Consider the following 21,531-nt stretch of genomic DNA (forward strand, 5'->3'; position numbering starts at 1 on the left):
GGGTTTAGGAGTCGAAGGTTATGAGTATGGAATATATTTTACGAATTATGAAGCCTATGCTTGAAGGGGCACAGATGACGGTTATTTTATTTTTCATTACGCTCATCTTGTCTATTCCGCTGGGGTTTATCGTTACACTGCTGGCCAAAAGTCGGTTTAAACCTATTGCCTGGCTGATGCACACGTACATTTATGTTATAAGAGGCACGCCGCTATTGCTGCAATTATTGTTCTTTTGTTTTGGTCTACCGATGTTGCCTGTCATTGGGGAATATCTGGTACTGGACCGTACAACGGCTGCGGTACTGGCATTTGTACTGAATTATGCGGCGTATTTTGCAGAAATTTTTAGAGGCGGAATGTTGTCGATTGATAAAGGGCAATACGAAGCTTCGCAAGTGCTGGGCTTGAGTAAGTCGCAAACGCTGATTAGAGTCATTGTGCCGCAAATGGTACGGATTGCTTTGCCTGCGGTAACCAATGAGGCGACGACCTTGGTGAAGGATACAGCTCTGCTGTATGCGGTAGCGGTACCGGAACTTCTGCATTTTGCTAATACAGCTGTAAACCGCGATTTTACGATTGTGCCTTATGTTGTAGCGGCCGTTATTTATTTGTTGATGGCTTTGGTGCTTACCATATTCTTCAGAGCGCTGGAAAAACGCTTTAAATTTGAGTAAAAGGAATGTCGGATATGAACACAAACGCAATAGAAGTAACCGATTTGAAAAAATCGTTCGGCCAACTCGACGTTCTGAAAAGAGTGAGCTTTAATGTTAAAGCGGGCGAGGTTGTAGCTGTCATCGGTCCTTCAGGCTCAGGGAAAAGTACCATGCTCCGTAGTTTGGTACACCTGGAAGATGTGACGGGTGGGACGATCCGCATCCATGATAAAGCACTGGTGGAAAATGGTCACTATGCTCCGGCAGGCGACATTAAGAGCATTACTACCGGAATGGGCATGGTGTTTCAGCATTTTAACCTCTTCCCTCATTTGACGGTGCAGGATAATCTGGAACTGGCTCCAAAGCTGGTGAAAAAGGTGAGCAAGGCTGAGCTGCGACGCCAAAGCGCCGAGTTGCTGGCTAAAGTCGGCTTGGCGGATAAAGCGGATGCGTATCCGTCCCGATTGTCGGGGGGACAGAAGCAGCGTGTAGCGATTGCCCGGGCAATGATGATGAACCCTGATATTTTACTGTTTGACGAGCCAACCTCGGCCCTTGATCCTGAGTTGACAGGCGAGGTGCTGCGAGTAATCAAAAAGCTGGCTGAAGAGCATATGACAATGGTCATCGTGACCCACGAAATGAATTTCGCGAGAGATGTGGCGGATCGCGTCATTTTTATGGACAATGGAGAAATTGCGGAATCCGGTACACCGGAGCAGATTTTTGGCAATCCGCAGTTGGAGCGGACGAAGGTGTTTTTGAATCGGGTGGAGGCTTAAAAACATAGTTCTTTCCAGGGGAGGCGCTGCGCGTGCAGATTGTTCTTCCGATCGCTGTTGCAACGGGATTTTTTCATTTATATGACACCTGGTAAGGTTAAAATCCCGTTGCAAAGGCGAACGCTCCGCTTCTTCAGAACAATTCTGCCCGCTTCGCTCACCGACCACTGTGCATGTAATATGTTTTTAAGCAGGAAGTGTGAGTAGGAATAAGAGAAAGGAGATGGCAAAGCGCCATCTCCCTTTTTTGCAGTTGTTAGGTTGCAATAAAAGCTGACACTGGCTAGTTCATTTCTTAATTCATGAATTCATTTCTTAATTTGCGGAATTCTTTAGGTGTTTTATTATAATGTTTTTTAAACGACTGAATGAAGTGATTTACGTGATTGAAGCCCGCTCTGTGGGCTATTTCAGTGATGGTATATTGTGTTGAGGTTAGTAATTCACTGCTTTTCTTGATGCGGTATTTAATCAAGTAGTCGTAAGGTGTCATATGAATGGTCCTCTTAAAACTACGAGTGCACTCTGAAACACTTAAATGTGCTATATCGGCAATTTCTTGCAGGGTTATGTTGTTGAAGTAGTTTTGATGGATAAAGCTAAGCATCAATTGAAGTCTTTCCTGTTGTATTTTCACGTATTTAGGTGCTTCCTCAGAAGAAAGCGAAATATTAGATATTAAGATGAACCATAATTGTGCTGTTTTGATGGCTACTTCATATTCCCATCCCCAACTTTTTTTCATATCAAACTTCTGTTTCATATCCCACAGCATTTGTAGTATTTGAATTTGCCATTCAGCATCTCCTTTAATTACTAGTGACAGTAAGGAAGAGTTTGTATAAGGCAGTACATAGTTTTTTTCCATCGCACTATCCGCATAAAAGGCCAACAGCTTCTCTGGAAAATTAAAGCTGACATATTGACCGTGATGTGAAAGCTGGGTAGTCACGTGAAGAACACCCTTATTAATTAAAATAGCTTGACCTGTGTCTAATTCATGATCAATCCCGTTCACTTGTATAACAAGTTTCCCCTTAGTAACCAAAGTGATCTGTAGTTCTTCATGCCAATGTAAATCGTTAAATCCTCTACCTTTAGGAATACTTTCATGAACCGAATGGGTGTACATGATGTATGGAAATGAAACATCGGGATAGAGAATGGTCTCGTGCAGTTGTTTTTCCATTGAAGAAAGATTCCTTTCTTATGACGATATTCCTATATAAATGAAAGATATACTTACACAAAATAAATAAAAGCGGTGATATTATTATACTCAGTTCAGTTTATTATTCAATTGTTCTGTGCACAGACAAGGGGTCAAAAACATCTGAGAGGGTCATTATGAAAATAAATAAAACATCGCTATCTTTGAATCCGTATTTTTTACTGTTCATCAGTATTTTGTCGGTTTCCGTCTCTTCCATCATGATAAAATCTTCACATACTCCAACCTCCGTGGCTGGAATGTATAGATTGTATATGTCAGTCATATTAATGCTTCCTTTTGTACCCTGGAAAATGCTCGGTACCTCAGATATGACCAAAAGAGATTGGGGTACCGTTTTCTTGGCTGGTCTTTTTCTCGGGTTACATTTCTTATTCTGGATGGAATCTTTGGTATATACCTCAGTTGCGAGCTCCATGGTCATCTTATCATTACAGCCTTTATTCGTAATGATTGGTTCATACTTTATGTTCAGAGAACGAGTAAACCTATTCACTATTTTTTGCTTGATCGCTGCTCTTATCGGTTCAATCATTATAGCTTGGGGAGACATAGGGACGTCGAAAGGGGCATTAATCGGGGATGGGTTATCCCTATTAGGAACAATCTTGGTTTCGGCTTATATGATAGCAGGACAGAAGGTAAGCCACAAAATAAGTGCAAATTTTTATAGTGTGATTGTCTTTTTTCTTGGCGGCAGTGTCCTGCTAGTCTACAATTTGGTGAATCATTATTCCTTGATCGAATATGACTCGTCGGATTGGACGTATTTCTTATTACTTGCAGTAATTCCAACTATTTTTGGTCAATATATTTTTAATCTGCTGTTGAAGTCAATGGGGGCAACTACGGTGTCAGTGGGTATTATTGGAGAGCCTGTTCTCGCCATCCTTCTCGCCTACTTATTCTTGGGAGAAATCATGTCTGCATTTCAATTCATAGGTGGAATCATGACTTTGTTCGGTATGGGGATGTATTTTTGGGCAAAATCGCTAAAGTTTGCGGTTGCAAAATATTAAAATTGTTTACGGTTTATCGTGAAATTTAAGAAAATAATGAGGAGAATACTTACATGGCAACGATTGATGATTTTTTGAAACTCGATGTTCGGGTTGGAACCATAATTAACGCTGAGTTTTTTGCAGAAGCTAAAGTACCTGCTATTAAGCTTGAAATCGATTTTGGACAAGATATTGGAATAAAAAAATCGAGTGCACAAATTACAAAAAGATATGTGGCGGAAGAGATTATAGGAGAACAAATCATAGCTGTAGTCAACTTTCCTCCTCGGCGGATAGCAGGCTTTAATTCAGAGGTATTAGTCCTTGGAGGTATTCCCGAGAGTGGGGACGTGGTTTTATTGAAACCAGATATTAAACTACCTGATGGAACGCCTATTGGATGACAAATCGTTCCTTTTTCATCTGTGTCCTTTTCATAAAAGAAGGTAATTGGTTGCAAGTATAGAATTATTATCTTAGAAAACTACTAAATTTTGGAGGCTGGTAGCATGTCTGTAGTAGCTCAATATCTTCAGGAATGGCTAAGGCACAGATCGGTGTTGCAAGAATTGGTTGAAGTCATTCCTGATGAGCATATTGACTTTAAGCCTTGGGACAATGCGATGCCCATGGGTTCCCTAATCGTTCACATAGCCAGTTCTATGAAAATGTTCGTGGATACCGTAAAAAATGGTACCTTCACTCCACCGACAAAAATAGACGAATATCACACAATAGCCGATGTACGCAACATCGTCGATCAATTGACGGAGGAAACAATCCGAGAATTGAAGGAATTAAATGCTCAACAGCTAGAACAGGAGATTGAATTTAGGAACTTTCTCGGCACTGGGAGCTTCTGGCTATCCATGGCGAAAGACCATGAGATTCACCATAAAGGTCAATTGTTTACGTATGTACGAATGGTTGGAGTAGAAAATGTGCCTTTTATGATTAAGCAACCACCTCAAAATAAAAACTAACGTTCGATGTATTATCTAACGAGCTCAACACCTCAAACAGTAGATTCATAAATATAATGAAACGGCAGCCATAAAAACGGCTGCCGTTTTCTCCATTAAGGAGCAGCTTTATCCTAATGCCTCTCCATAAGCTTAGCTTACTCTGAGAGCGGGATATCTTCTTTTGATTGGTTATTTGAAGAAGGCTTTTTATTGAATGCCAATAACAATATCAGTCCGATGATACATATTACACCTACCCATTGAAAAAAACCAAAAGGCTCTTTTAACCAAAACACAGTTGTTAGAACAGCAGCTAGAGGTTCCAGACTACTTAGAAAGCTTGTTTCTTTTGGTGAAAGACTCTGTAAGCTTTCTATATAGAACCAAAATGCGATCATTGTGCCGAATATGATCACGAACGCTAGATATAAAATGGTTTCTAGTGACAAGCTTTGAAAGTCTATCTGCCAAGGTGGATGGACCAAGCTTAGTCCAAAACCGCCGATGACCATCGCCCAACCCACAATAACTAGGGAATCGTATTGCTTCAGAAGAGGTATTGCGTATAGGGTATAAAAAGCTAGGGCTATTGCTGATAAGATCCCCCAAACGATTGCGACCGTCGGAACGGATAGCTGAGAAATGGAGCCGTTTGTTAACAAGAAGAAACAACCCACTAAAGCCAGCAAAATCGCTGACAGATCCTTTCGTGTGAAGACAGTGTGCTTTCGCAGAATTAAATAAATGATAATCATTATAGGTGCTAAATACTGTAATAGTGTCGCAACAGCAGCATTACCTCGTTGGATCGATGCCATATACGTATATTGAACTGACAGCATACCAACCAAACCGTAGACAACGAGTTGGAAAGCAGTCCTTCTATTTTTCCACACACCCCATATTTGTGTACGGTCTTTTATTAAAAATTGAAGGGCCAAGAGTAAAACACCAGCAATGAGCAAACGTGTTGTTACAAGCCAATTTACATCGATTTGTTGAAAAAGTTTTTTTGCAACGGTCCCACTGATTCCCCAAAATATAGCTCCTGTGGTAACAAGAAATAATCCTGTTTTTCTAGCTGATTTATCCATGAATGTTCTCCACCTTGAAATATAATAATAGTGTTATAATAGGTGAAAAAAATTTTAAATTATACCTGAATTTGATGTTAAAATATAAATATATTGAGGTCGTGATGATTTGCAAATAAAAGATTTCATAATTGGCCAAAACCTAAAAGAACTAACCGAGCATCGGACGGTCGTACTACCGGTTGCATGTTATGAAACAACGATTAGCCAAAATATACATGGATACATACCACTTCATTGGCATGATGAAATTCAATTTGTTCTGGTTGTAAAAGGGGAGGCGATCTTCCAAATAAATGAGGATAAACGAATCGTACGACAAGGTGATGGGTTATTTATAAATAGTGGCTGCCTACATATGGCGGAAGATCAGAATCAATCGGGTTGCGTCTATGTCTGTTTAAATGTTTCTCCTCATTTCGTTTTATCACAAGAGCTTTACACACCTTACGTAGCTCCTTACATTCAAGCGACAAATTTACCTTATGTATACATAGATTCTAACGAGCTTTGGGGGAAAAACATTTTAGATGCCATGTTGAAGATTAATCAATGTATTCAACATAAATCTCCATACTATGAAATCGATATTACGATGTATTTAACATTAATTTGGAAAAACCTAGTCATGAATGGTTTTCCATTAGAATACGACCAGGTGGAAATGGTAAAGAATCAACGGATCAAACAAATGTTAAACTGGATCTATATACATTATGCTGAAAAAGTCACATTAGATGATATTGCAAAAGCTGGTCAATTGAGTCGTTCGGAGTGCTGCCGATATTTCAAACGAATTTTAAAGGTAACTCCGTTGAATTATGTAATGGATTATCGGATTCAAAAAAGCTTAGTCTTATTGCAACAAGCAGAATCTAACGTTACAGAAGTTGCCTATAAGGTTGGATTTAACAGTACCAGCTATTTTATAGAAAGATTCAGAAAAGCGATGAACATGACACCATTAGCCTACAAAAAATTAAAAATGGATGATTGATATTCAGGGCTTTTTTATCTACCACGCTAAGTAGCGGCGGAATCTAAAAAGACAGGATCGGTTAATGTCCTTATCCTGCCTTCTTGCATGTTATATGTTTTCTACTGTACTAAATGATCCAGCTCTGGCTGCAATCTGTTCCGCAGCACATACAGCATAATAGTTCCAACAAGGAACGCGACGGCATCCGCAATGACGAGCGACCAGACCACCCCGTGGAAGCCACTCATTCGATTGGCAATGTATAGCACGGGGATCAGAGTAATTCCCTGTATGACGGACATAATAAACGCAGCGGTTCCCTGCGCCGTTGCTTGGAAAATCCCCGTAAACAACGTGGTCATCCCCGTAATGAACAAGGATAAGAAGGTCACATGCAGAATGTAGCTGCCCATTACAATTAATTGCGGGTCATTGGTAAATAAACCAATTAGATGGTCGGAAATCAGATAGACGATGATGCCAAACACGACTGCCAAGGCCAAAATCGCTTTGATTGTAAATCCAATGGTTTGTTTCATTCGTAATTTATTCGCTGTAAAACTAAAGGCAATCAATGGTACAACACCCTCGCATAAGCCCATCAAAATAAACTCAGGAAATTGTAATAAACGTGAGGAAATTCCGTAAGCCGCTATGGCCTGATCCCCATACTCGACAAGAAAATGGTTAAAGACGAGTGACATTGCACCCATAAAGAGACTCATAATAAACACGGGAACTCCGATTTTGAATACATTGCTCAGAATATCCTTGGTAGCCTTGAACCATTTTATGGAGATGGTTAAAAATTGACTCTTATATCCCATATGGAAGGCGTAGAATATACTCGCAACCACATTAGAAATAACCGTAGCTGACGCAACGCCGATCACGCCCCAATGGAAAACGAAGATGACCAGCGCATCGAGAATAATATTCACGACAACACTGAGTATCATGCCGATCATCGACGTAATTGCAGCACCCTCCGAGCGCACGATATTCTCCAGTGTGAAGAATAATACGACGAATGGCGAACCTATAAGCATAATCGTGACATAGTCCTTCGTGAAGCCGAAGGAGTCAGGTGTCGCCCCCAGACCCTGAACGAGTGAATCGATCAACGGGAGACCAAGGGCCATCAAGATAAGACCGAGAACTAAACTGCTGTAAAAGGCGAATGAAGACACATTCTTTACATCAGCATACTTTTTCTCTCCCAGCAATCGGGAGATAAATGCACCGCTGCCGATGCCAACCAAATTTCCTATCGCCATAATGGCCGCGAATAACGGCAAGGTTAGTGCGAGTGCGGTTAACATGGCGGTATTGTGGAGAGTGCCAAGGAAATAGGCATTTAAGATGGAATAGATGACACTCATTGACGTACCTAGCATCATCGGTACAGCGAAGTGAGCTACGGCTTTAGCGATCGGTGCTTTTTCAAAGTAATGGAGGTTTTCTGCATCCATGCGAGTCACTGCTTTCTTTATTTATTTGGCCTAATCTAACACCGTTAGATTGAACCTTACAGTGTTAGATGTTATCATGAATTAATAAATCTGTAAAGAATAAACTTACACTGTTAGATTAAAGGGCGGATAACCGATGAAAAAGCAGCAACCTCAGATTTCGGAAGATAAGATCTTAGAAGCTTCGTGGGAGCTTCTAGGGGAGGATGGTATCGAGAAATTCAGCTTGAGACGATTGGCCGATCGGCTGGGAATTCAGGCTCCCTCTCTATATTGGTACTTCAAAAGCAAGCAGAATCTCTATCAGCGTCTGGCCAACCAGGTATCGAAAACGATTCTGGAGGAGTTTCATTCCGAGGGGGACTGGAAGGAGCAACTGAGGGAGCTGGCGGTAACGATGCGGAGTGTACTGTATCGGTACCCCTGCTCCACGCAGCTCATGATGATGACGCTGCCCCACGAACCGGACATCATCCGGTTCACCAACCGTATGCTGCTCTGCGTGGAGTCGGCGCCGCTTGAGCAAGAGCAGAAAATGCAAGTGGTTACAACGCTTGTGAACTATGTCTCCTACTTCGTCCTGGACGATTATCAGCATGAACGTAATGTCTCCGCGCTCCTTAAGGATAAGGACAAGGGAGCACTTCCGGGTGAAGAGATGGTTCACCTTCTGGATTCCATGAGTGAGACAGAAGTAGGACTATTCCGGCGGATGTTCAAAAATGGGCTGTTCGAGCTGATGGGAACCGACAGAGCGTTCGAGTTCGGATTAAAGCTGATTTTGTTGGGAATTGAGCAGGTGATCAAGGAGCAGGAAAGTAGTATGTAAAAAAACCGCCCATCCATTATTGGATGGGCGGTTTTAATTAGGTTTGCGTTTACTCTAAATTGTTATTGAATATATAATCCCACGACACGATTAGGTTGAAATCCTATATAAATCGGTTGAAAATGTTGATTTTACCAATGGACAAGGCTTTGTACAATAGAGTTGTAGCGCTTACATTTCCAAGGAGGTTGCGGCGAAATGAAGAGACTTCAGGTGATTGGCAAGCAAATCAGGACCCCGAGATCAAAAAGGAGGCCGTGTTGATGAAATTTAAGGGAATATTGGCGGCGTTTTTGTTTTTAACCACAGCGTCTGTGTTGTTTGGGGCGCATACGGCAGAGGCCCATGAGCTATCCAATGACAAGCTGACGATTCAGACAGGAGAGCATGGGGAAATTTCATCTATTCGTATCAAAGGAGATGCTTTTCCGACGGAATATGTCATGAACGCATCGGTGACACCTGAGCAGAACACGGCAGATCATCAGTGGCTAGGGGAGCTGATGTTCACGTACCGACTGGATGAAGGTAGCTGGACGAAGGCGTGGACAAATAAGTCGGCAGACGCACGTAAGATTACGACCAGCGGCAACCGTGTTACGGTCACGTATGAGAACTCAAATAATGCAGAAGGCATACGTAATTTTAAGGTCATTGAAACCTATTCGGCGGAGTCGAATGGTTCGGTGCTGTGGAACATACAGGTACAGAATACGAGTGGCAAAAAATTAGAGATTGGCGATTTTGGATTGCCTTTACCTTTTAATGAGCAGTGGACCTATGGTGATGCGATTTACGAAACGAGAGTCGTGACGCATTCCTTTGTCGGCAATAACGGCTCCTATATTACAGCTGGGCGTCCGAGCGGCATTGGTTCTTCGCTGCTACTGATTCCTGATTCCACCACAGGTGCTGGTTTTGAGTATCAAGATCATTGGCGAGATGAGGAGCATCCGGGCAGCAAGTGGGCCTGGAATCCGGCCAACGAAGGCAAATGGCTGGAGGGATTGAATGTATTTTATATTCATTCCAATGTGATCAAGTCCACCAACCGTGGATATTTACCCAACACAAGCCTGATCCTGAATCCCGGACAAAGCAAAAACTATGGCTTCAAGTTTCTGGCGGTGAAGGACGAGCATGATGTAAAGGATACGTTGTATCAAGAAAACTTGGTGGATACTACTGTCGTACCAGGCATGATTGTGCCTACGAACCAAAAGGCGAAGGTGGATCTGCGTACCAAGCAAACGATCAACAAGGTGACCTATCCAGACGGAACCGTTATTCCGCAGACGGATAGCAAGGCCGGAGGACACCACATTTATGAACTGAAATTTACTAAGCTGGGCCCGAATTTCATTACGGTGGAATACGGAAATGGCAGCAAAACGGTTTTGCAATTCTATGCCATCGAGCCGATTGATCAGGCGCTGCAACGGCACGCTACCTTTATGGTAGACAAAACCCAGTGGAACGTACCAGGTGATTTACGCGATAAGGTATTTGACGATTGGATGATGCATACCAAATCCAAACGCAATATTTTTAACGGCTATTGGGGCTGGGGGGACGATTGGGGTCTGACCCACGGACAGTTCCTGGCTGAGAAAAACACGCTTTCTCCAGTCGCCAAAGAAGTGCGGGCTGTGGACGATTATTTGGAGACGGCGATCTGGACGAATTTGATGAATGGACATCATGAGGATTATTTAATTCATGATTTCCTGATGCCGGAGCCAAATGATACACCGACCTACCGGGGATATGCCTACCCGCATGTATACAACACGTATTTCAGTATGTATAAGATTGCCAAGGAATACCCGGATCTCGTCACTTACAAGCATCCGAAGGAAACCTATTTGCTGCGGGCCTATAACATTTTCAAAGCATTGTATGAAGGACCCGTTGCGTACAACTGGGAAACAGGTTTGATGGGTGAGCTGACCACACCGGATATTATTCAGGCCCTGCATGATGAGGGCTATGATGATGAAGCGAATGATCTCAAGGAAAAAATGGATCGTAAGTATAACAATTTTAAAAATACAAAGTATCCTTACGGTTCTGAATATAGCTACGACAATACAGGCGAAGAGGCTGTATATACGTTAGCCAAGCAGAATATAGATACAGAGGGCGAGCAAAGTAAAGCCCTGGAAATGATGGGTAAAATCAATGCCAAAACTCGTGCATCACGCGGCCATATGCCTGTATGGTACTACTATACCGATCCGGTGACGATTACCGGGGAGAACTGGTTTAACTTCCAGTACACGACTTCACTTGCGGGATATGCGATGGATGACTGGATTCGTCATCATGAGGACAATCATCGCGAGGAGCAACAACGTCTGTCCTATGCTGCCAAAATTGCCAATGTCGGAGCGATTAACTCCGGGCAAATCAGCTCGGACCCTGAGAACATCGGGGCGGTCGCATGGACGTATCAAGCGGAAAAAGGCAATAACGGAACAAACGGCACTGGTGGCGGTAAAAATGTCCCGCTCTTTAACGGCTGGCGCGGCATGAGCGGTGAGGCTGACCTCGGATTGTTCGGTGCACTTAAAACCTTAAGCGCGGATATCGCGGTTGATCCGATATTCGGATTGACGGGTTACGGTGCAGAGGTGAGCAAAAGCGGTAACGTGTATACGATCAAGCCGCTGGACGGTTTGTTCAAACGGGTCAATTTGATCACGGAAAAGCTGTATATCGAGCTGGAAAAGGATCAGTATACTGAAGCCAAGCTGGCAACATCCAAGGATAATGTATGGCTTCAATTGAAAAATCAAACGCCGGGTCAAGCTCATTCTACGTACGTTACATTTGATGGTTTAAAGAAAGGAACGTACCTGGTTAAAGTGGGGGGACAATCGCAAGGCAAGTTTAATGCGTATGCACCAACCAATAAGCTTAAATTGGAAATTGGTACAGCATCCTCCTATACGGTAGAGCTGACACCAACCACACCAGATCCCAACAAAGCACCTGTCGTTGATGCAGGCAAAGATTCCAAGGTGAAGCTGCCGGATCAGATTATTCTGAAAGGTACGGCTACAGATGATGGGCTTCCGCAAGGAAAGGTGACTAGCGAGTGGAGTCTGGTTGAAGGACCACAGAACGCGAAGGTCACATTCAGCAGCAAAACATCAATACGTACGAAAGTGGATGTTTCCGAGCCAGGAACGTATATATTCAAGCTGACAGCCAGCGATTCCCAGTTATCAGGGGAGGCTAAAGTAACTGTGATAGCTGAACCGGCGGCACCGTTACCTGAACAGCTTGCAGTTTACAAGTTCGACGAAGCCAGCGGTGCTGTTGCTGCGGATTCATCGGAAAGCGGCAATGATGCTACCGTTAAGGGAACTGCGGCATGGGCTGCGGGGAAAAGAGGCAACGCTGTCAGCCTGAACGGCAAGGACAGCTATGTGCAGCTTCCGGCGGGGATTGTCAGCCGGGCACAGCAATTGACCGTATCCGGCTGGGTCAAGGCGAACAGCCTGAGCGATTATGTGCGGATTTTTGACTTCGGCTCCGGGACCAATGAATATATGTTCCTGACCCCTAAAGCCGGGAACCGGATGCTATTTGCCATTACGAATCAGGGTAACGGGCAAGGACAGGAACAGACGATTGATGCCCCTGTATTGCCGACAGGCGTATGGAAGCATGTTGCGGTCACGCTTTCGGGCTCCACAGGTATTTTGTACGTGGATGGGAAAGAAGTGGGACGCAATACCAACCTGACCTTGAATCCAACCAGTCTGGGACAGACGAAAAATAATTTTATCGGTAAGTCCCAGTACCCTGATCCGTATTTCAATGGTCTGGTGGATGAATTCCGGATCTATAGCCGCGCTTTGAATGCAAACGAGGTGGCAGGTCTGGCCTCCGGTACAGCACAGAGTCTGACGGCAACTGAGAACATCACTGCGTTAAAAGAGGTGAATGTAACAACTCATGTCGGTGAAAAACCTGAACTGCCAAGCGTAGTGGAAGCTACGTATGGAGAAGGCTCCACCAAATGGGTGGCTGTGGAATGGGAGGATATAGACCCTGCACAATATGCTGCTCCAGGTTCGTTTGAATTGAAGGGCAAAGTGGATGGGACAGAGTTAAAGGCAATGGCCAAGGTGACTGTGATTGAGGCAGGGGCAGTGGCTTCACCGGTAACTCCGATTAGCCCGGAGACTTCAGTAACCCCGCCAACTACGACATCCCCGGCAACATCTGTCTTACCGTCTCGGCTTATCAGCCAGCTAAATCAGTGGGAGTATCCTGAATGAGAGGCAACAACGCATAGTCATGGCTAATCTTTCCCATCGTCACTTTCTTCCTGCAAAGGGGGAGAGGGGCGATGGGTATCCTTGCATTTGAGGTGCACAGCTGCGAACAAAATGTGAATGGGGGACATAGTATGAGCAAGATTACATTTCTGGGTGCAGGCAGTACGGTGTTTGCTAAAAATGTGCTTGGCGATTGTATGTTGACACCTGCTTTGCAGGGCTTTGAACTGGCGTTGTTCGATATTGACCCTGTTAGGCTGAAGGATTCGGAAAATATTTTATCCAATTTGAAAAAAACAACGGGGAGTACCTGTGTGATCCGCTCCTACACTGACCGCAAGGAAGCACTGCGTGGAGCGGCCTATGTAGTAAATGCCATCCAGGTGGGCGGTTATGATCCGTGTACGATTACAGATTTTGAGATTCCCAAAAAATACGGACTGCGCCAAACGATTGCTGATACGGTTGGTATTGGCGGTATTTTCCGCAATTTAAGAACGATTCCGGTGATGCTCGATTTTGCGGCAGACGTGCGCGAGGTGTGCCCGGAAGCACTGTTCCTCAACTATACAAATCCGATGGCTGTGTTGACGAATGTAATGAACGTACACGGCGGTGTCCGGACAGTAGGGCTGTGTCATAGCGTACAGGCGTGTATACCGGAGTTGTTCAAAAGTCTTGGACTGGAGCAGGCAGGGGTAAAGGCGAAAATTGCAGGTATCAATCATATGGCATGGCTGCTCGAAGTGAGCAAGGACGGGGTGGATTTGTATCCTGAGATTAAACAACGGGCTGCCGCCAAGCAGCAGGAAAAGCATCATGATATGGTGCGCTTTGAAATGATGCTGAAATTCGGCTATTACATTACGGAATCGTCCGAGCATAACGCAGAGTATCATCCGTATTTTATCAAACGGACATATCCGGAGCTGATTGAACGGTTCAATATTCCTTTGGATGAATATCCGCGCCGCTGCGTAAGCCAGATTGAACGCTGGGAGACGATGCGTGAAGAACTTTTGGGCAATCAGGATCTGCGCCATGAACGGTCGAACGAATATGCTTCTTATATATTTGAGGCAATTGAAACCAATCAGCCTTTTGCCATTGGCGGTAATGTGATGAATACAGGCTTGATTACCAATTTGCCGAAGGAAGCCTGTGTGGAGGTGCCCTGCCTGGTGAATCGTAATGGGGTTACGCCGACCTTTGTGGGTGACTTGCCGCCCCAATGTGCTGCACTGAACCGAACGAATATCAACACCCAACTATTAACGATTGAAGCTGCGATTACGGGGAAAAAAGAACATATTTATCACGCCGCCATGCTGGACCCGCACACTTCAGCTGAGTTATCCATGGATGATATCGTTTCTCTGTGTGACGACCTGATTGCAGCGCACGGGACATGGCTTCCCGCTTATGTGTAAGGGAGGCCGATGAATGGGGGGCAGAGGGCGTCAAAAGTTCGCCGGGATTCCTACGATCCGTGGGAAATTTATCGTATTGACGCTGGTACTGACCGTCATTCCGATGGTAGTGCTGACCTTTACCTTTTACCGGATTGCGGCCCATTCTCTTGGTGAGAAGTCAGAAGCACTGGCAATGCAGTCCCGGCAAATGAGTGAAAATTACGTTAATGCGACACTCTCCGATTTGAATGATCTAACCAACGCCATTCTCAGCAATCCTGATGTGCAGTCCACACTGGAGACCAAGCCAGAAGATGATTATGAATACTTGCGGAACGACGAAACACTCAGCATGGTCGTTCGTACGCAAACCCAGACCAAGCCGTATATCACGTCCTCGCTCATCTATGCCGCCAATGGCGGACTCAAGCATTCTCTCTATCAAGGGAATGTTTCGGTCCGTTTTGGCGGCCTTCCTACATTAAAGGAAGCACGTGTGTACTACCGCCGTCTGCTCGCCGAGCAACCTATGATGTGGATGGCTCATCCGCCGTTTGAATCAGGGCGCGGGATGGCGGAGGATCGTATATACGTCGGGAAGCTGCTGCGAAAAACGATTGGAGATTATGAGCCGCTTGGATTTTTGCTGTTGGAAATCGACAAGGCCAGTCTGTTTCGTGGGCTTGCTTTTCATGAAACAGACAGCAATACCCAGATGTGGGTGCTCGATCAGGAGGGCGAGCCTGTATACCGATTGCCGGAGCAGAGCATTGCGGACCTATCGCTATTGCGACAAATCGCCAAATCCGCTGTGGATAGACCTGTGCTTACGAAGGACTGGAGAACATGGAACGGCCGCCAGACGATGATTTCCTACGGACCGTTAAACGAGGGACAATGGACACTCCTACAAAAAGTCGATCAGTCCGTGTTATTCGAGGATGCGCGACAAATTGGGGCCTGGACCATCTGGACCTTTTTGATTGCACTGGTGTTGGGCTGGATGCTGTCTTATCAGCTAAGTGACACGATTCGTCGCCCCCTGCTTCAATTGAGCCGATTAATGGCGGTGGATGGGAGTGTGACCACCACGGCCTCAGCCCAAGCTCCTGAAGCTCCTGCTTCCGTTGTATTTAACCCTAAGGATGAGGTAGGGCAGATCGGGGAGCGATTTCTTCATATGATGCAAAAAAATCATGAGCTGTACGGACAAGTATACGAAGCGTTGCTGTCGCGCAAACAGGCCGAGTTTCGCGCGCTTCAGGCGCAGATTAATCCGCATTTTCTGTACAACACACTGGAGTCACTGAAGGGAATGGCGCTGGCGAATGGGCAGCGGGATATGGCAGAGGTGATTGGTGCCTTCGGTAAATGCTTTCGCATTTCGCTAAGTTATGGTCGAGAGCAAATCAGTTTGGGACAGGAAGTCGAGCATGTAAGCGCCTATGTAAAGGTACAGCAGTTTAGGTTTCGGAATTCGTTCGAGTGGATATGCGAAGTCGAGGAGGATATTTGCGGGTTTTACGTACCCAAGCTGATTCTCCAGCCACTCGTTGAAAATGCCATTTACCACGGTTTGAAAGGGCGTACCGACCGCGGCTATATTATGTTATCCGGTGCGAGGGAAGGCGATGCTTTGCGTTTAACGGTCAGTGATGATGGGGGCGGTATTGGAGCCGAGCGTCTGGACGATATTCGGAAATCGCTAGATGCCGAGCGGGGGAGTGCGATTGGCTTTGGACTCCGCAATGTACATGAACGTCTTCGGCATTATGGTCCCCAATATGGTCTGTCTGTGACAACCGAGTTGGGTCAGTACACCTCGGTTACCTTACTGGCACCCATTCGAACCGAATAAGAAAGGGGAGATGGCATGTACCGGCTGCTGATTGTGGACGACGAATATCATATTCGGGAAGGACTGAGGCTGATGGTGGCGGAAAGTGGCCTGTCAGTGGAAGTCAGTGATATGGCGGAGAACGGCGCAACGGCATTACGGTTGTATACAGAGCGGCGACCGGACATGATTTTACTGGATATTAATTTACCGGATATGAGTGGGCTGGACATAGCCAAAACCATTCGGGAAAAGGATCAGCAGACCCCGCTGTTATTCCTGACAGGGTACGAATCCATGACGTATATTCGTCAGGCCGTTTCGCTTCAAGCGGTTGATTATTTACTCAAGCCAGTGACAAGCGAAGACTTTGAAGCGGCTCTGAGACGGGCTGAGGATCGCATTGCGCAATGGCGTAGAAGCGAGGAGGAAGCTATTCACCGTCATCGTTCATTGGAGCCATTGTACAGGGAGCACTTGCTGCTGGATCTGCTCCAGCAGCGGCGCCCCGCAGCCGAGGTCGTTCAGGAGATGGACGGGCTGGGATTTTTCGGCGAGACGAGCAGACCGCCTTATACTGTGCTGTGCTGTGAGCTGGAGGAGGCCTCGCAGCAGGTAGCATCCGCTCCTAGCGAGTCGCAGAGTTCCACCAATAAGAGCACGCATGTATTCGCCGAGTTGGCTTGGGAGGCTGCGGCAGCAGCCGGGACGAAGGCGCATGGTGCGGCGGTTTCCCGTGATCGGCGTGTTGTACTGCTGGCGGCGGCATCTTGCAGGGCAGCGGAGCAGACGGCCCGGCAGATTCGTCAGGCGGTGCAGGAACGATTGAGCCAGGGGATGTCCATCGGGATTAGCCGTCCCGTACAACGGATGGAGCAGCTTCCTGAAGCATATGAGGAAGCAGTACAGGCTGTGGAGCATCGGGGGTGGGTGGGCTATAGCCAGATCATCCCCTTCGAGAGCATTCAGGCGGCTGAGCCGAACAGTAGTCATTTGCTGGAGAAGGAACTGCTCATGATTACAGAAATTCGTGCTGGCAATGATGCTGCCGTACATGCGATTTTGCAGGAATGGTCTGGACAATTAGCGGGCTTGCCTGTCAATCAGGTGAAAATGATCGTTACTCAGCTTGTTCTGTTCGTTATGCGTATTGTTCAGAGCGATGCATCCGAAGGACACACCTCCATACAGCAGCAGGACCCATTATTGGAACTGTCCCGATTGCGGCACGGACCTGAGATGATTGATTATGTATCACGCTATTTTGTCCGGGTGGGTCGCCAAGTGCGGGAATCGCGTGAAAAGGGGATTCCGCGCAAATTCCAACGGGCCAAGGAATGGATTCGTGAGCACCTTCAGGAGGATGGCGGATTGAACCGTCTTGCAGCGTACATGAATATGAGTCCCAAGTATTTGAGTGCCCGTTTTAAGCAGGTTACAGGTGAAAGCTTCGCTGAGTACCAGACGCGTGTGCGCTTCGAGCGAGCCCGGGAATTGCTGTTGGACCCGAATCGCAAGGTAGCAGAGGTGGCGGAGGCTGTGGGCTTCGCAGATACGAACTACTTTAGTATTGCCTTTAAAAAGCATACTGGATTAACGCCAACGGAATTCCGCAAAACATTTTTGTAAACGCGCTGTTAAAAAAATCATACCAAAACAAAGAGAGTCTGGAGTCGTTAGGTGGTCGGCTTCGGGCTCTCAGCGCATAATAGGCTTGTAAGGAGAAACCAGTTCAGGAAGGGGCCGGTTGATTTGCGAAAACGAAGGTTACGGACATGGATGGCTCTGGTGATGACGGCGATGCTGACAGGGCTGACGGCGTGCAGTGGTAGCGCTGGCGAACCGGCTAATCCCAATGCGGTCGAACTCAAGTTTATGTACTGGGGGAGCAATGACGAGAAGCAGGCGATGGAAAAGATGATTCAAAGCTTTAATGCATCCCATCCGAACATTCGGGTGAAGGGCGAGCATGTTCCTGGTGACTACACCACGAAAATTAACACTTTAATGGCTGCCAATCAGCTTCCTGATATCGCCTACCTGGGCGATTCGCTCACGATGAAATGGGCAAGTGAAGGTAGACTCCTAGATTTATCCTCCTATTATGACGAATATCCCGAATTAAAAAACAAGCTCAAATCCTCCTATCTTTACAGCGAACCCGGCAAGTCTATCGGTAATTACACTGCTTTGGAAGTGATGCAGCTATTTTATAACAAGGAGTTGTTTACAGAAGCAGGGGTACCCGTTCCTCCGGCTGATCCTGAAAAAGCGTGGACATGGGATGAATTTCTGGAGATTGCCAAAAAGCTGACCAAGGATCAGAATGGCAAGCATCCGGGAGACAGCGGATTTGATCCGAAAAATATTGTGCAATACGGCTTTGCCTTTGGCAACGACCGCAGCTCCTGGGGGCCGCTCTTAGCAAGCAATGGCGGAGGTTTAACCGACGAAACAGGCAAGAAGTATACTCTGAACCGCCCTGAGTCGGTAGAGGTGTTTCAGAAGCTGCAAGATCTGGTTTTCAAGGAGCATGTTTCTCCTGATTTGATCCAACAGCAGGACATGCCGTCCAATACGATTCGGCTCCAGACCAAAAAGGTGGCTATGGTGGTAGACGGAACATGGTCCCTGCTCGATTTTTCAAACAACAAGCAGCTGCAATGGAGTATCGGCGTTTTGCCGAAGCTTAAAGAGCCCAAAACGATGATCGTTGCGGGGGCCACAGTTATTTTCCAGAGCACCAAGCACCCGAAAGAAGCGCTCGAATTTTATTTGTACCATAACAATCCTGAAAAGGTGGATCTGTTCAAGTCCGGTCTATGGATGCCTATCGAAGAAAAATATTATACCGACGAGCAGGCCATCCAGTCGTGGACGAATAATGCAGCACATCCACCGGAATTTCAGCAGGCTGGCATTGAGTATGCCAGAGATTATGCGATCAAGCCGTCAACTTCGACCCTTCGCAACTGGCCTGATATTGGTTCCAAGCTGACCCCAGGGCTGGATCTAATCTGGACGAACAAGAAGACGCCGCAGCAGGCGCTGGATGAACTGGAACCCATTATTCAGCCACTACTTCAAGGAGTGTACCCGGATGAATAATGCGGCAGGACAGCTGCGAAAGGAGAACGGCCCATGAAGCGACCAAAATCAGGAATGATGCGCATGGAGCGAAACTGGGGTCTGCTATTCGCGCTGCCTGCCATCCTGGGATTAATGATATTTACGATTGGACCGATTGTGGCATCGTTCGTATTCAGCTTGACCGATTGGACGATTGGTGGACAGATGACCTTTATTGGATTGGATAATTACCGAACCATTTTGACCGAGGATACTACCTTTTCCCAATCCATGTTCGTGACCACGTATTATGCACTGGGCAGCGTACCTCTAGGCTTGGCGGCAGCTTTTATCATTGCACTGCTATTAAATCAAAAGGTAAAAGGTTTGTCGGTGTTCCGCACGATTTATTATTTGCCTACCATTGTGCCGAGTATTGCCAACACGATGCTGTGGTTGTGGATGTTCAACCCAGATTTTGGTCTGTTGAACTCGCTGCTGGAGAGTGTTGGCCTGCCGGGGAGCAAATGGATTTATGACGAGAACACTGCAATACCCTCGCTGATCATGATGAGCACCTGGGGGATCGGGAATACGGTCATTATCTTTTTGGCGGGACTTCAGTCAGTGCCCACCCATCTGTATGAAGCAGCTGAGGTAGACGGCGGCAATAGACTGCATAAATTTTTCCATATTACGATTCCCTCGATGACACCAACCATCTTCTTCAATTTGGTTATGTCTTTAATTAGCACCTTTCAGGCATTCAATCAGGCGTATGTCATGACAAACGGGGGACCTAACAATTCAACCCTGTTCTATGTGTTCTACCTGTGGCGTACAGCCTTTACGGAGACGAAAATCGGCTACGCCTCAGCGCTGGCCTGGATCTTATTTTTCGTCATTATGGTCCTAACTGTTCTGATTTTCTCCACGTCCAAAAAGTGGGTTCACTATGAAGGGGGGGAACGCTCATGAATCAGGTTACTTCTTCTGTCAAACCTTCAGACACACCGCAACATCCACTTCCACAGCCTGAACGCTCCCGAAGTCCTGCTACCGCCGCCCGTTCCAAACCATTCCAAATCAGTCGCATCGTACTGTATATCGTTTTAATGATAGGCAGTGTTTTAATGCTGTTGCCATTTGTATGGCTCATTCGTAGCTCTCTGATGGGAACATCGCAAATTTTCGTATTCCCGCCAGAGTGGATACCCTCTCCTTTTCAATGGAGCAATTACCCAGAAGCACTGACTTCGGTACCGTTCGGCAGGTATTTTCTGAATACGTTCATCATTGAGGTGTGTGTGCTGGCAGGAGTAATGATGACCTCGATTGTGTCGGCGTTTACCTTTGCCCGCCTGCGCTGGCCTGGACGTAATCTGATTTTTTCTCTGCTGATCGGATCGATGATGCTGCCTTATGCGGTGACGCTCATACCTACTTTCGTCATGTGGCGTGAACTGGGCGGGTTGAATACATTTCTGCCGCTGATTGTTCCTGCATGGTTTGGTGGAGGGGCGTTCAACATCTTTCTGATGCGACAATTTATGCTGACGATTCCGCGCGATCTGGACGAAGCCGCTTATATGGATGGAGGTACACCGCTAACTGTATTATGGCGCGTCATTATTCCTTTATCTTCGCCTGCATTGATCGTGATCGGGATATTTACCTTTATTGATGTGTGGAACGACTTTTTGGGCCCGATTATTTATTTGAGTGACGAAAAGCATTTTACACTGGCGCTGGGGCTGGCGACTTTTCGGGGATTGAACAATACCAATTGGCCTTACCTGATGGCGGCATCCAGCACGATTTTGGCTCCGATCGTCCTGATATTTTTTATCGGACAACGCTATTTTATTGAAGGCATCACACTGACAGGGATTAAAGGCTAGAA

Annotated in this window: 17 protein-coding genes; 14 read left to right on the plus strand and 3 right to left on the minus strand. The window is 46.1% G+C overall.

Annotated elements, in window-relative coordinates; all coding sequences use genetic code 11:
• Nucleotides 1-20: 20 nt before the first annotated feature.
• Nucleotides 21-680: an amino acid ABC transporter permease gene (locus C400_RS0105990; protein WP_017426315.1), complete on the plus strand. Its 660-nt coding sequence runs from the start codon at nt 21-23 to the stop codon at nt 678-680.
• 14 nt (nt 681-694) lie between these two features.
• A complete protein-coding gene (locus tag C400_RS0105995) occupies nt 695-1,447 on the plus strand; it encodes an amino acid ABC transporter ATP-binding protein (protein WP_017426316.1) in 753 nt (250 codons plus the stop codon).
• A 295-nt stretch (nt 1,448-1,742) separates the two neighbouring features.
• On the opposite strand, the gene C400_RS0106000 is transcribed toward C400_RS0105995, so the two are convergent.
• Nucleotides 1,743-2,636, minus strand: coding sequence for an AraC family transcriptional regulator (locus tag C400_RS0106000; RefSeq protein WP_016821445.1), 894 nt, complete (start codon nt 2,634-2,636; stop codon nt 1,743-1,745).
• 242 nt (nt 2,637-2,878) lie between these two features.
• On the opposite strand from C400_RS0106000, the gene C400_RS28390 reads away from it, so the two are divergent.
• From C400_RS28390 to C400_RS0106015, 3 genes are all read left to right on the plus strand, one after another.
• Complete coding sequence (locus C400_RS28390; protein WP_235193679.1) at nt 2,879-3,697, plus strand: DMT family transporter; 819 nt, start codon at nt 2,879-2,881, stop codon at nt 3,695-3,697.
• Between the two features lie 53 nt (nt 3,698-3,750).
• The gene (gene csaA / locus C400_RS0106010; protein WP_016821443.1) at nt 3,751-4,083 is read left to right on the plus strand and encodes a chaperone CsaA; all 333 of its coding nucleotides are present in this window, start codon (nt 3,751-3,753) and stop codon (nt 4,081-4,083) included.
• Nucleotides 4,084-4,188: 105 nt separating this feature from the next.
• On the plus strand, nt 4,189-4,662 hold the full coding sequence (locus tag C400_RS0106015; protein ID WP_017426319.1) for a DinB family protein: 474 nt from the start codon (nt 4,189-4,191) through the stop codon (nt 4,660-4,662).
• Between the two features lie 137 nt (nt 4,663-4,799).
• On the opposite strand, the gene C400_RS0106020 is transcribed toward C400_RS0106015, so the two are convergent.
• Nucleotides 4,800-5,738: an EamA family transporter gene (locus tag C400_RS0106020; protein WP_017426320.1), complete on the minus strand. Its 939-nt coding sequence runs from the start codon at nt 5,736-5,738 to the stop codon at nt 4,800-4,802.
• Nucleotides 5,739-5,847: 109 nt separating this feature from the next.
• Here C400_RS0106020 and C400_RS0106025 point away from each other — a divergent pair, with 109 nt between their 5' ends.
• On the plus strand, nt 5,848-6,735 hold the full coding sequence (locus tag C400_RS0106025) for an AraC family transcriptional regulator (RefSeq protein WP_017426321.1): 888 nt from the start codon (nt 5,848-5,850) through the stop codon (nt 6,733-6,735).
• A gap of 101 nt (nt 6,736-6,836) precedes the next feature.
• Here the strand turns inward: C400_RS0106025 and C400_RS0106030 are convergent, their stop codons facing one another.
• Complete coding sequence (locus C400_RS0106030) at nt 6,837-8,189, minus strand: MATE family efflux transporter (RefSeq protein ID WP_017426322.1); 1,353 nt, start codon at nt 8,187-8,189, stop codon at nt 6,837-6,839.
• Nucleotides 8,190-8,325: 136 nt separating this feature from the next.
• Here C400_RS0106030 and C400_RS0106035 point away from each other — a divergent pair, with 136 nt between their 5' ends.
• The 8 genes from C400_RS0106035 (at nt 8,326) to C400_RS0106070 (ending at nt 21,529) form a co-directional block, all read left to right on the plus strand.
• Nucleotides 8,326-9,018: a TetR/AcrR family transcriptional regulator gene (locus C400_RS0106035; RefSeq protein ID WP_016821438.1), complete on the plus strand. Its 693-nt coding sequence runs from the start codon at nt 8,326-8,328 to the stop codon at nt 9,016-9,018.
• 263 nt (nt 9,019-9,281) lie between these two features.
• Nucleotides 9,282-13,310 carry a DUF5695 domain-containing protein gene (locus C400_RS0106040; protein ID WP_017426323.1) on the plus strand — a complete coding sequence of 1,343 codons (4,029 nt, stop codon included), beginning with the start codon at nt 9,282-9,284 and terminating at the stop codon, nt 13,308-13,310.
• A 131-nt stretch (nt 13,311-13,441) separates the two neighbouring features.
• The gene (locus C400_RS0106045) at nt 13,442-14,740 is read left to right on the plus strand and encodes an alpha-glucosidase/alpha-galactosidase (RefSeq protein ID WP_026065381.1); all 1,299 of its coding nucleotides are present in this window, start codon (nt 13,442-13,444) and stop codon (nt 14,738-14,740) included.
• Nucleotides 14,741-14,753: 13 nt separating this feature from the next.
• Complete coding sequence (locus C400_RS0106050) at nt 14,754-16,580, plus strand: sensor histidine kinase (protein ID WP_017426325.1); 1,827 nt, start codon at nt 14,754-14,756, stop codon at nt 16,578-16,580.
• A 15-nt stretch (nt 16,581-16,595) separates the two neighbouring features.
• Entirely contained in the window at nt 16,596-18,188 is a 1,593-nt protein-coding gene (locus C400_RS0106055) for a response regulator (protein WP_017426326.1), read from the plus strand.
• Nucleotides 18,189-18,311: 123 nt separating this feature from the next.
• Nucleotides 18,312-19,667, plus strand: a complete 1,356-nt coding sequence (locus tag C400_RS0106060) for an ABC transporter substrate-binding protein (protein ID WP_231124954.1) — start codon at nt 18,312-18,314, stop codon at nt 19,665-19,667.
• Between the two features lie 33 nt (nt 19,668-19,700).
• A complete protein-coding gene (locus tag C400_RS0106065; protein ID WP_017426328.1) occupies nt 19,701-20,606 on the plus strand; it encodes a carbohydrate ABC transporter permease in 906 nt (301 codons plus the stop codon).
• Complete coding sequence (locus C400_RS0106070) at nt 20,603-21,529, plus strand: carbohydrate ABC transporter permease (RefSeq protein WP_016821430.1); 927 nt, start codon at nt 20,603-20,605, stop codon at nt 21,527-21,529. The genes C400_RS0106065 and C400_RS0106070 overlap by 4 nt, the downstream gene beginning before the upstream one ends.
• The last annotated feature ends 2 nt before the right edge of the window (nt 21,530-21,531 follow it).

It is taken from the genome of Paenibacillus sp. ICGEB2008 (assembly GCF_000307675.1).
In the GTDB taxonomy this organism is placed as follows: domain Bacteria; phylum Bacillota; class Bacilli; order Paenibacillales; family Paenibacillaceae; genus Paenibacillus; species Paenibacillus polymyxa.

Excerpts from the sequence above, each read along its gene's own strand:
- C400_RS0105990 (WP_017426315.1), top strand. The coding sequence starts at position 21 with ATGAGTATGGAATATATTTTACGAATTATGAAGCCTATGCTTGAAGGG.
- C400_RS0105995 (WP_017426316.1), top strand. The coding sequence starts at position 695 with ATGAACACAAACGCAATAGAAGTAACCGATTTGAAAAAATCGTTCGGC.
- C400_RS0106000 (WP_016821445.1), bottom strand. The coding sequence starts at position 2,636 with ATGGAAAAACAACTGCACGAGACCATTCTCTATCCCGATGTTTCATTT.
- C400_RS28390 (WP_235193679.1), top strand. The coding sequence starts at position 2,879 with ATGATAAAATCTTCACATACTCCAACCTCCGTGGCTGGAATGTATAGA.
- csaA (WP_016821443.1), top strand. The coding sequence starts at position 3,751 with ATGGCAACGATTGATGATTTTTTGAAACTCGATGTTCGGGTTGGAACC.
- C400_RS0106015 (WP_017426319.1), top strand. The coding sequence starts at position 4,189 with ATGTCTGTAGTAGCTCAATATCTTCAGGAATGGCTAAGGCACAGATCG.
- C400_RS0106020 (WP_017426320.1), bottom strand. The coding sequence starts at position 5,738 with ATGGATAAATCAGCTAGAAAAACAGGATTATTTCTTGTTACCACAGGA.
- C400_RS0106030 (WP_017426322.1), bottom strand. The coding sequence starts at position 8,189 with ATGGATGCAGAAAACCTCCATTACTTTGAAAAAGCACCGATCGCTAAA.
- C400_RS0106035 (WP_016821438.1), top strand. The coding sequence starts at position 8,326 with ATGAAAAAGCAGCAACCTCAGATTTCGGAAGATAAGATCTTAGAAGCT.
- C400_RS0106040 (WP_017426323.1), top strand. The coding sequence starts at position 9,282 with ATGAAATTTAAGGGAATATTGGCGGCGTTTTTGTTTTTAACCACAGCG.
- C400_RS0106045 (WP_026065381.1), top strand. The coding sequence starts at position 13,442 with ATGAGCAAGATTACATTTCTGGGTGCAGGCAGTACGGTGTTTGCTAAA.
- C400_RS0106050 (WP_017426325.1), top strand. The coding sequence starts at position 14,754 with ATGGGGGGCAGAGGGCGTCAAAAGTTCGCCGGGATTCCTACGATCCGT.
- C400_RS0106055 (WP_017426326.1), top strand. The coding sequence starts at position 16,596 with ATGTACCGGCTGCTGATTGTGGACGACGAATATCATATTCGGGAAGGA.
- C400_RS0106065 (WP_017426328.1), top strand. The coding sequence starts at position 19,701 with ATGAAGCGACCAAAATCAGGAATGATGCGCATGGAGCGAAACTGGGGT.
- C400_RS0106070 (WP_016821430.1), top strand. The coding sequence starts at position 20,603 with ATGAATCAGGTTACTTCTTCTGTCAAACCTTCAGACACACCGCAACAT.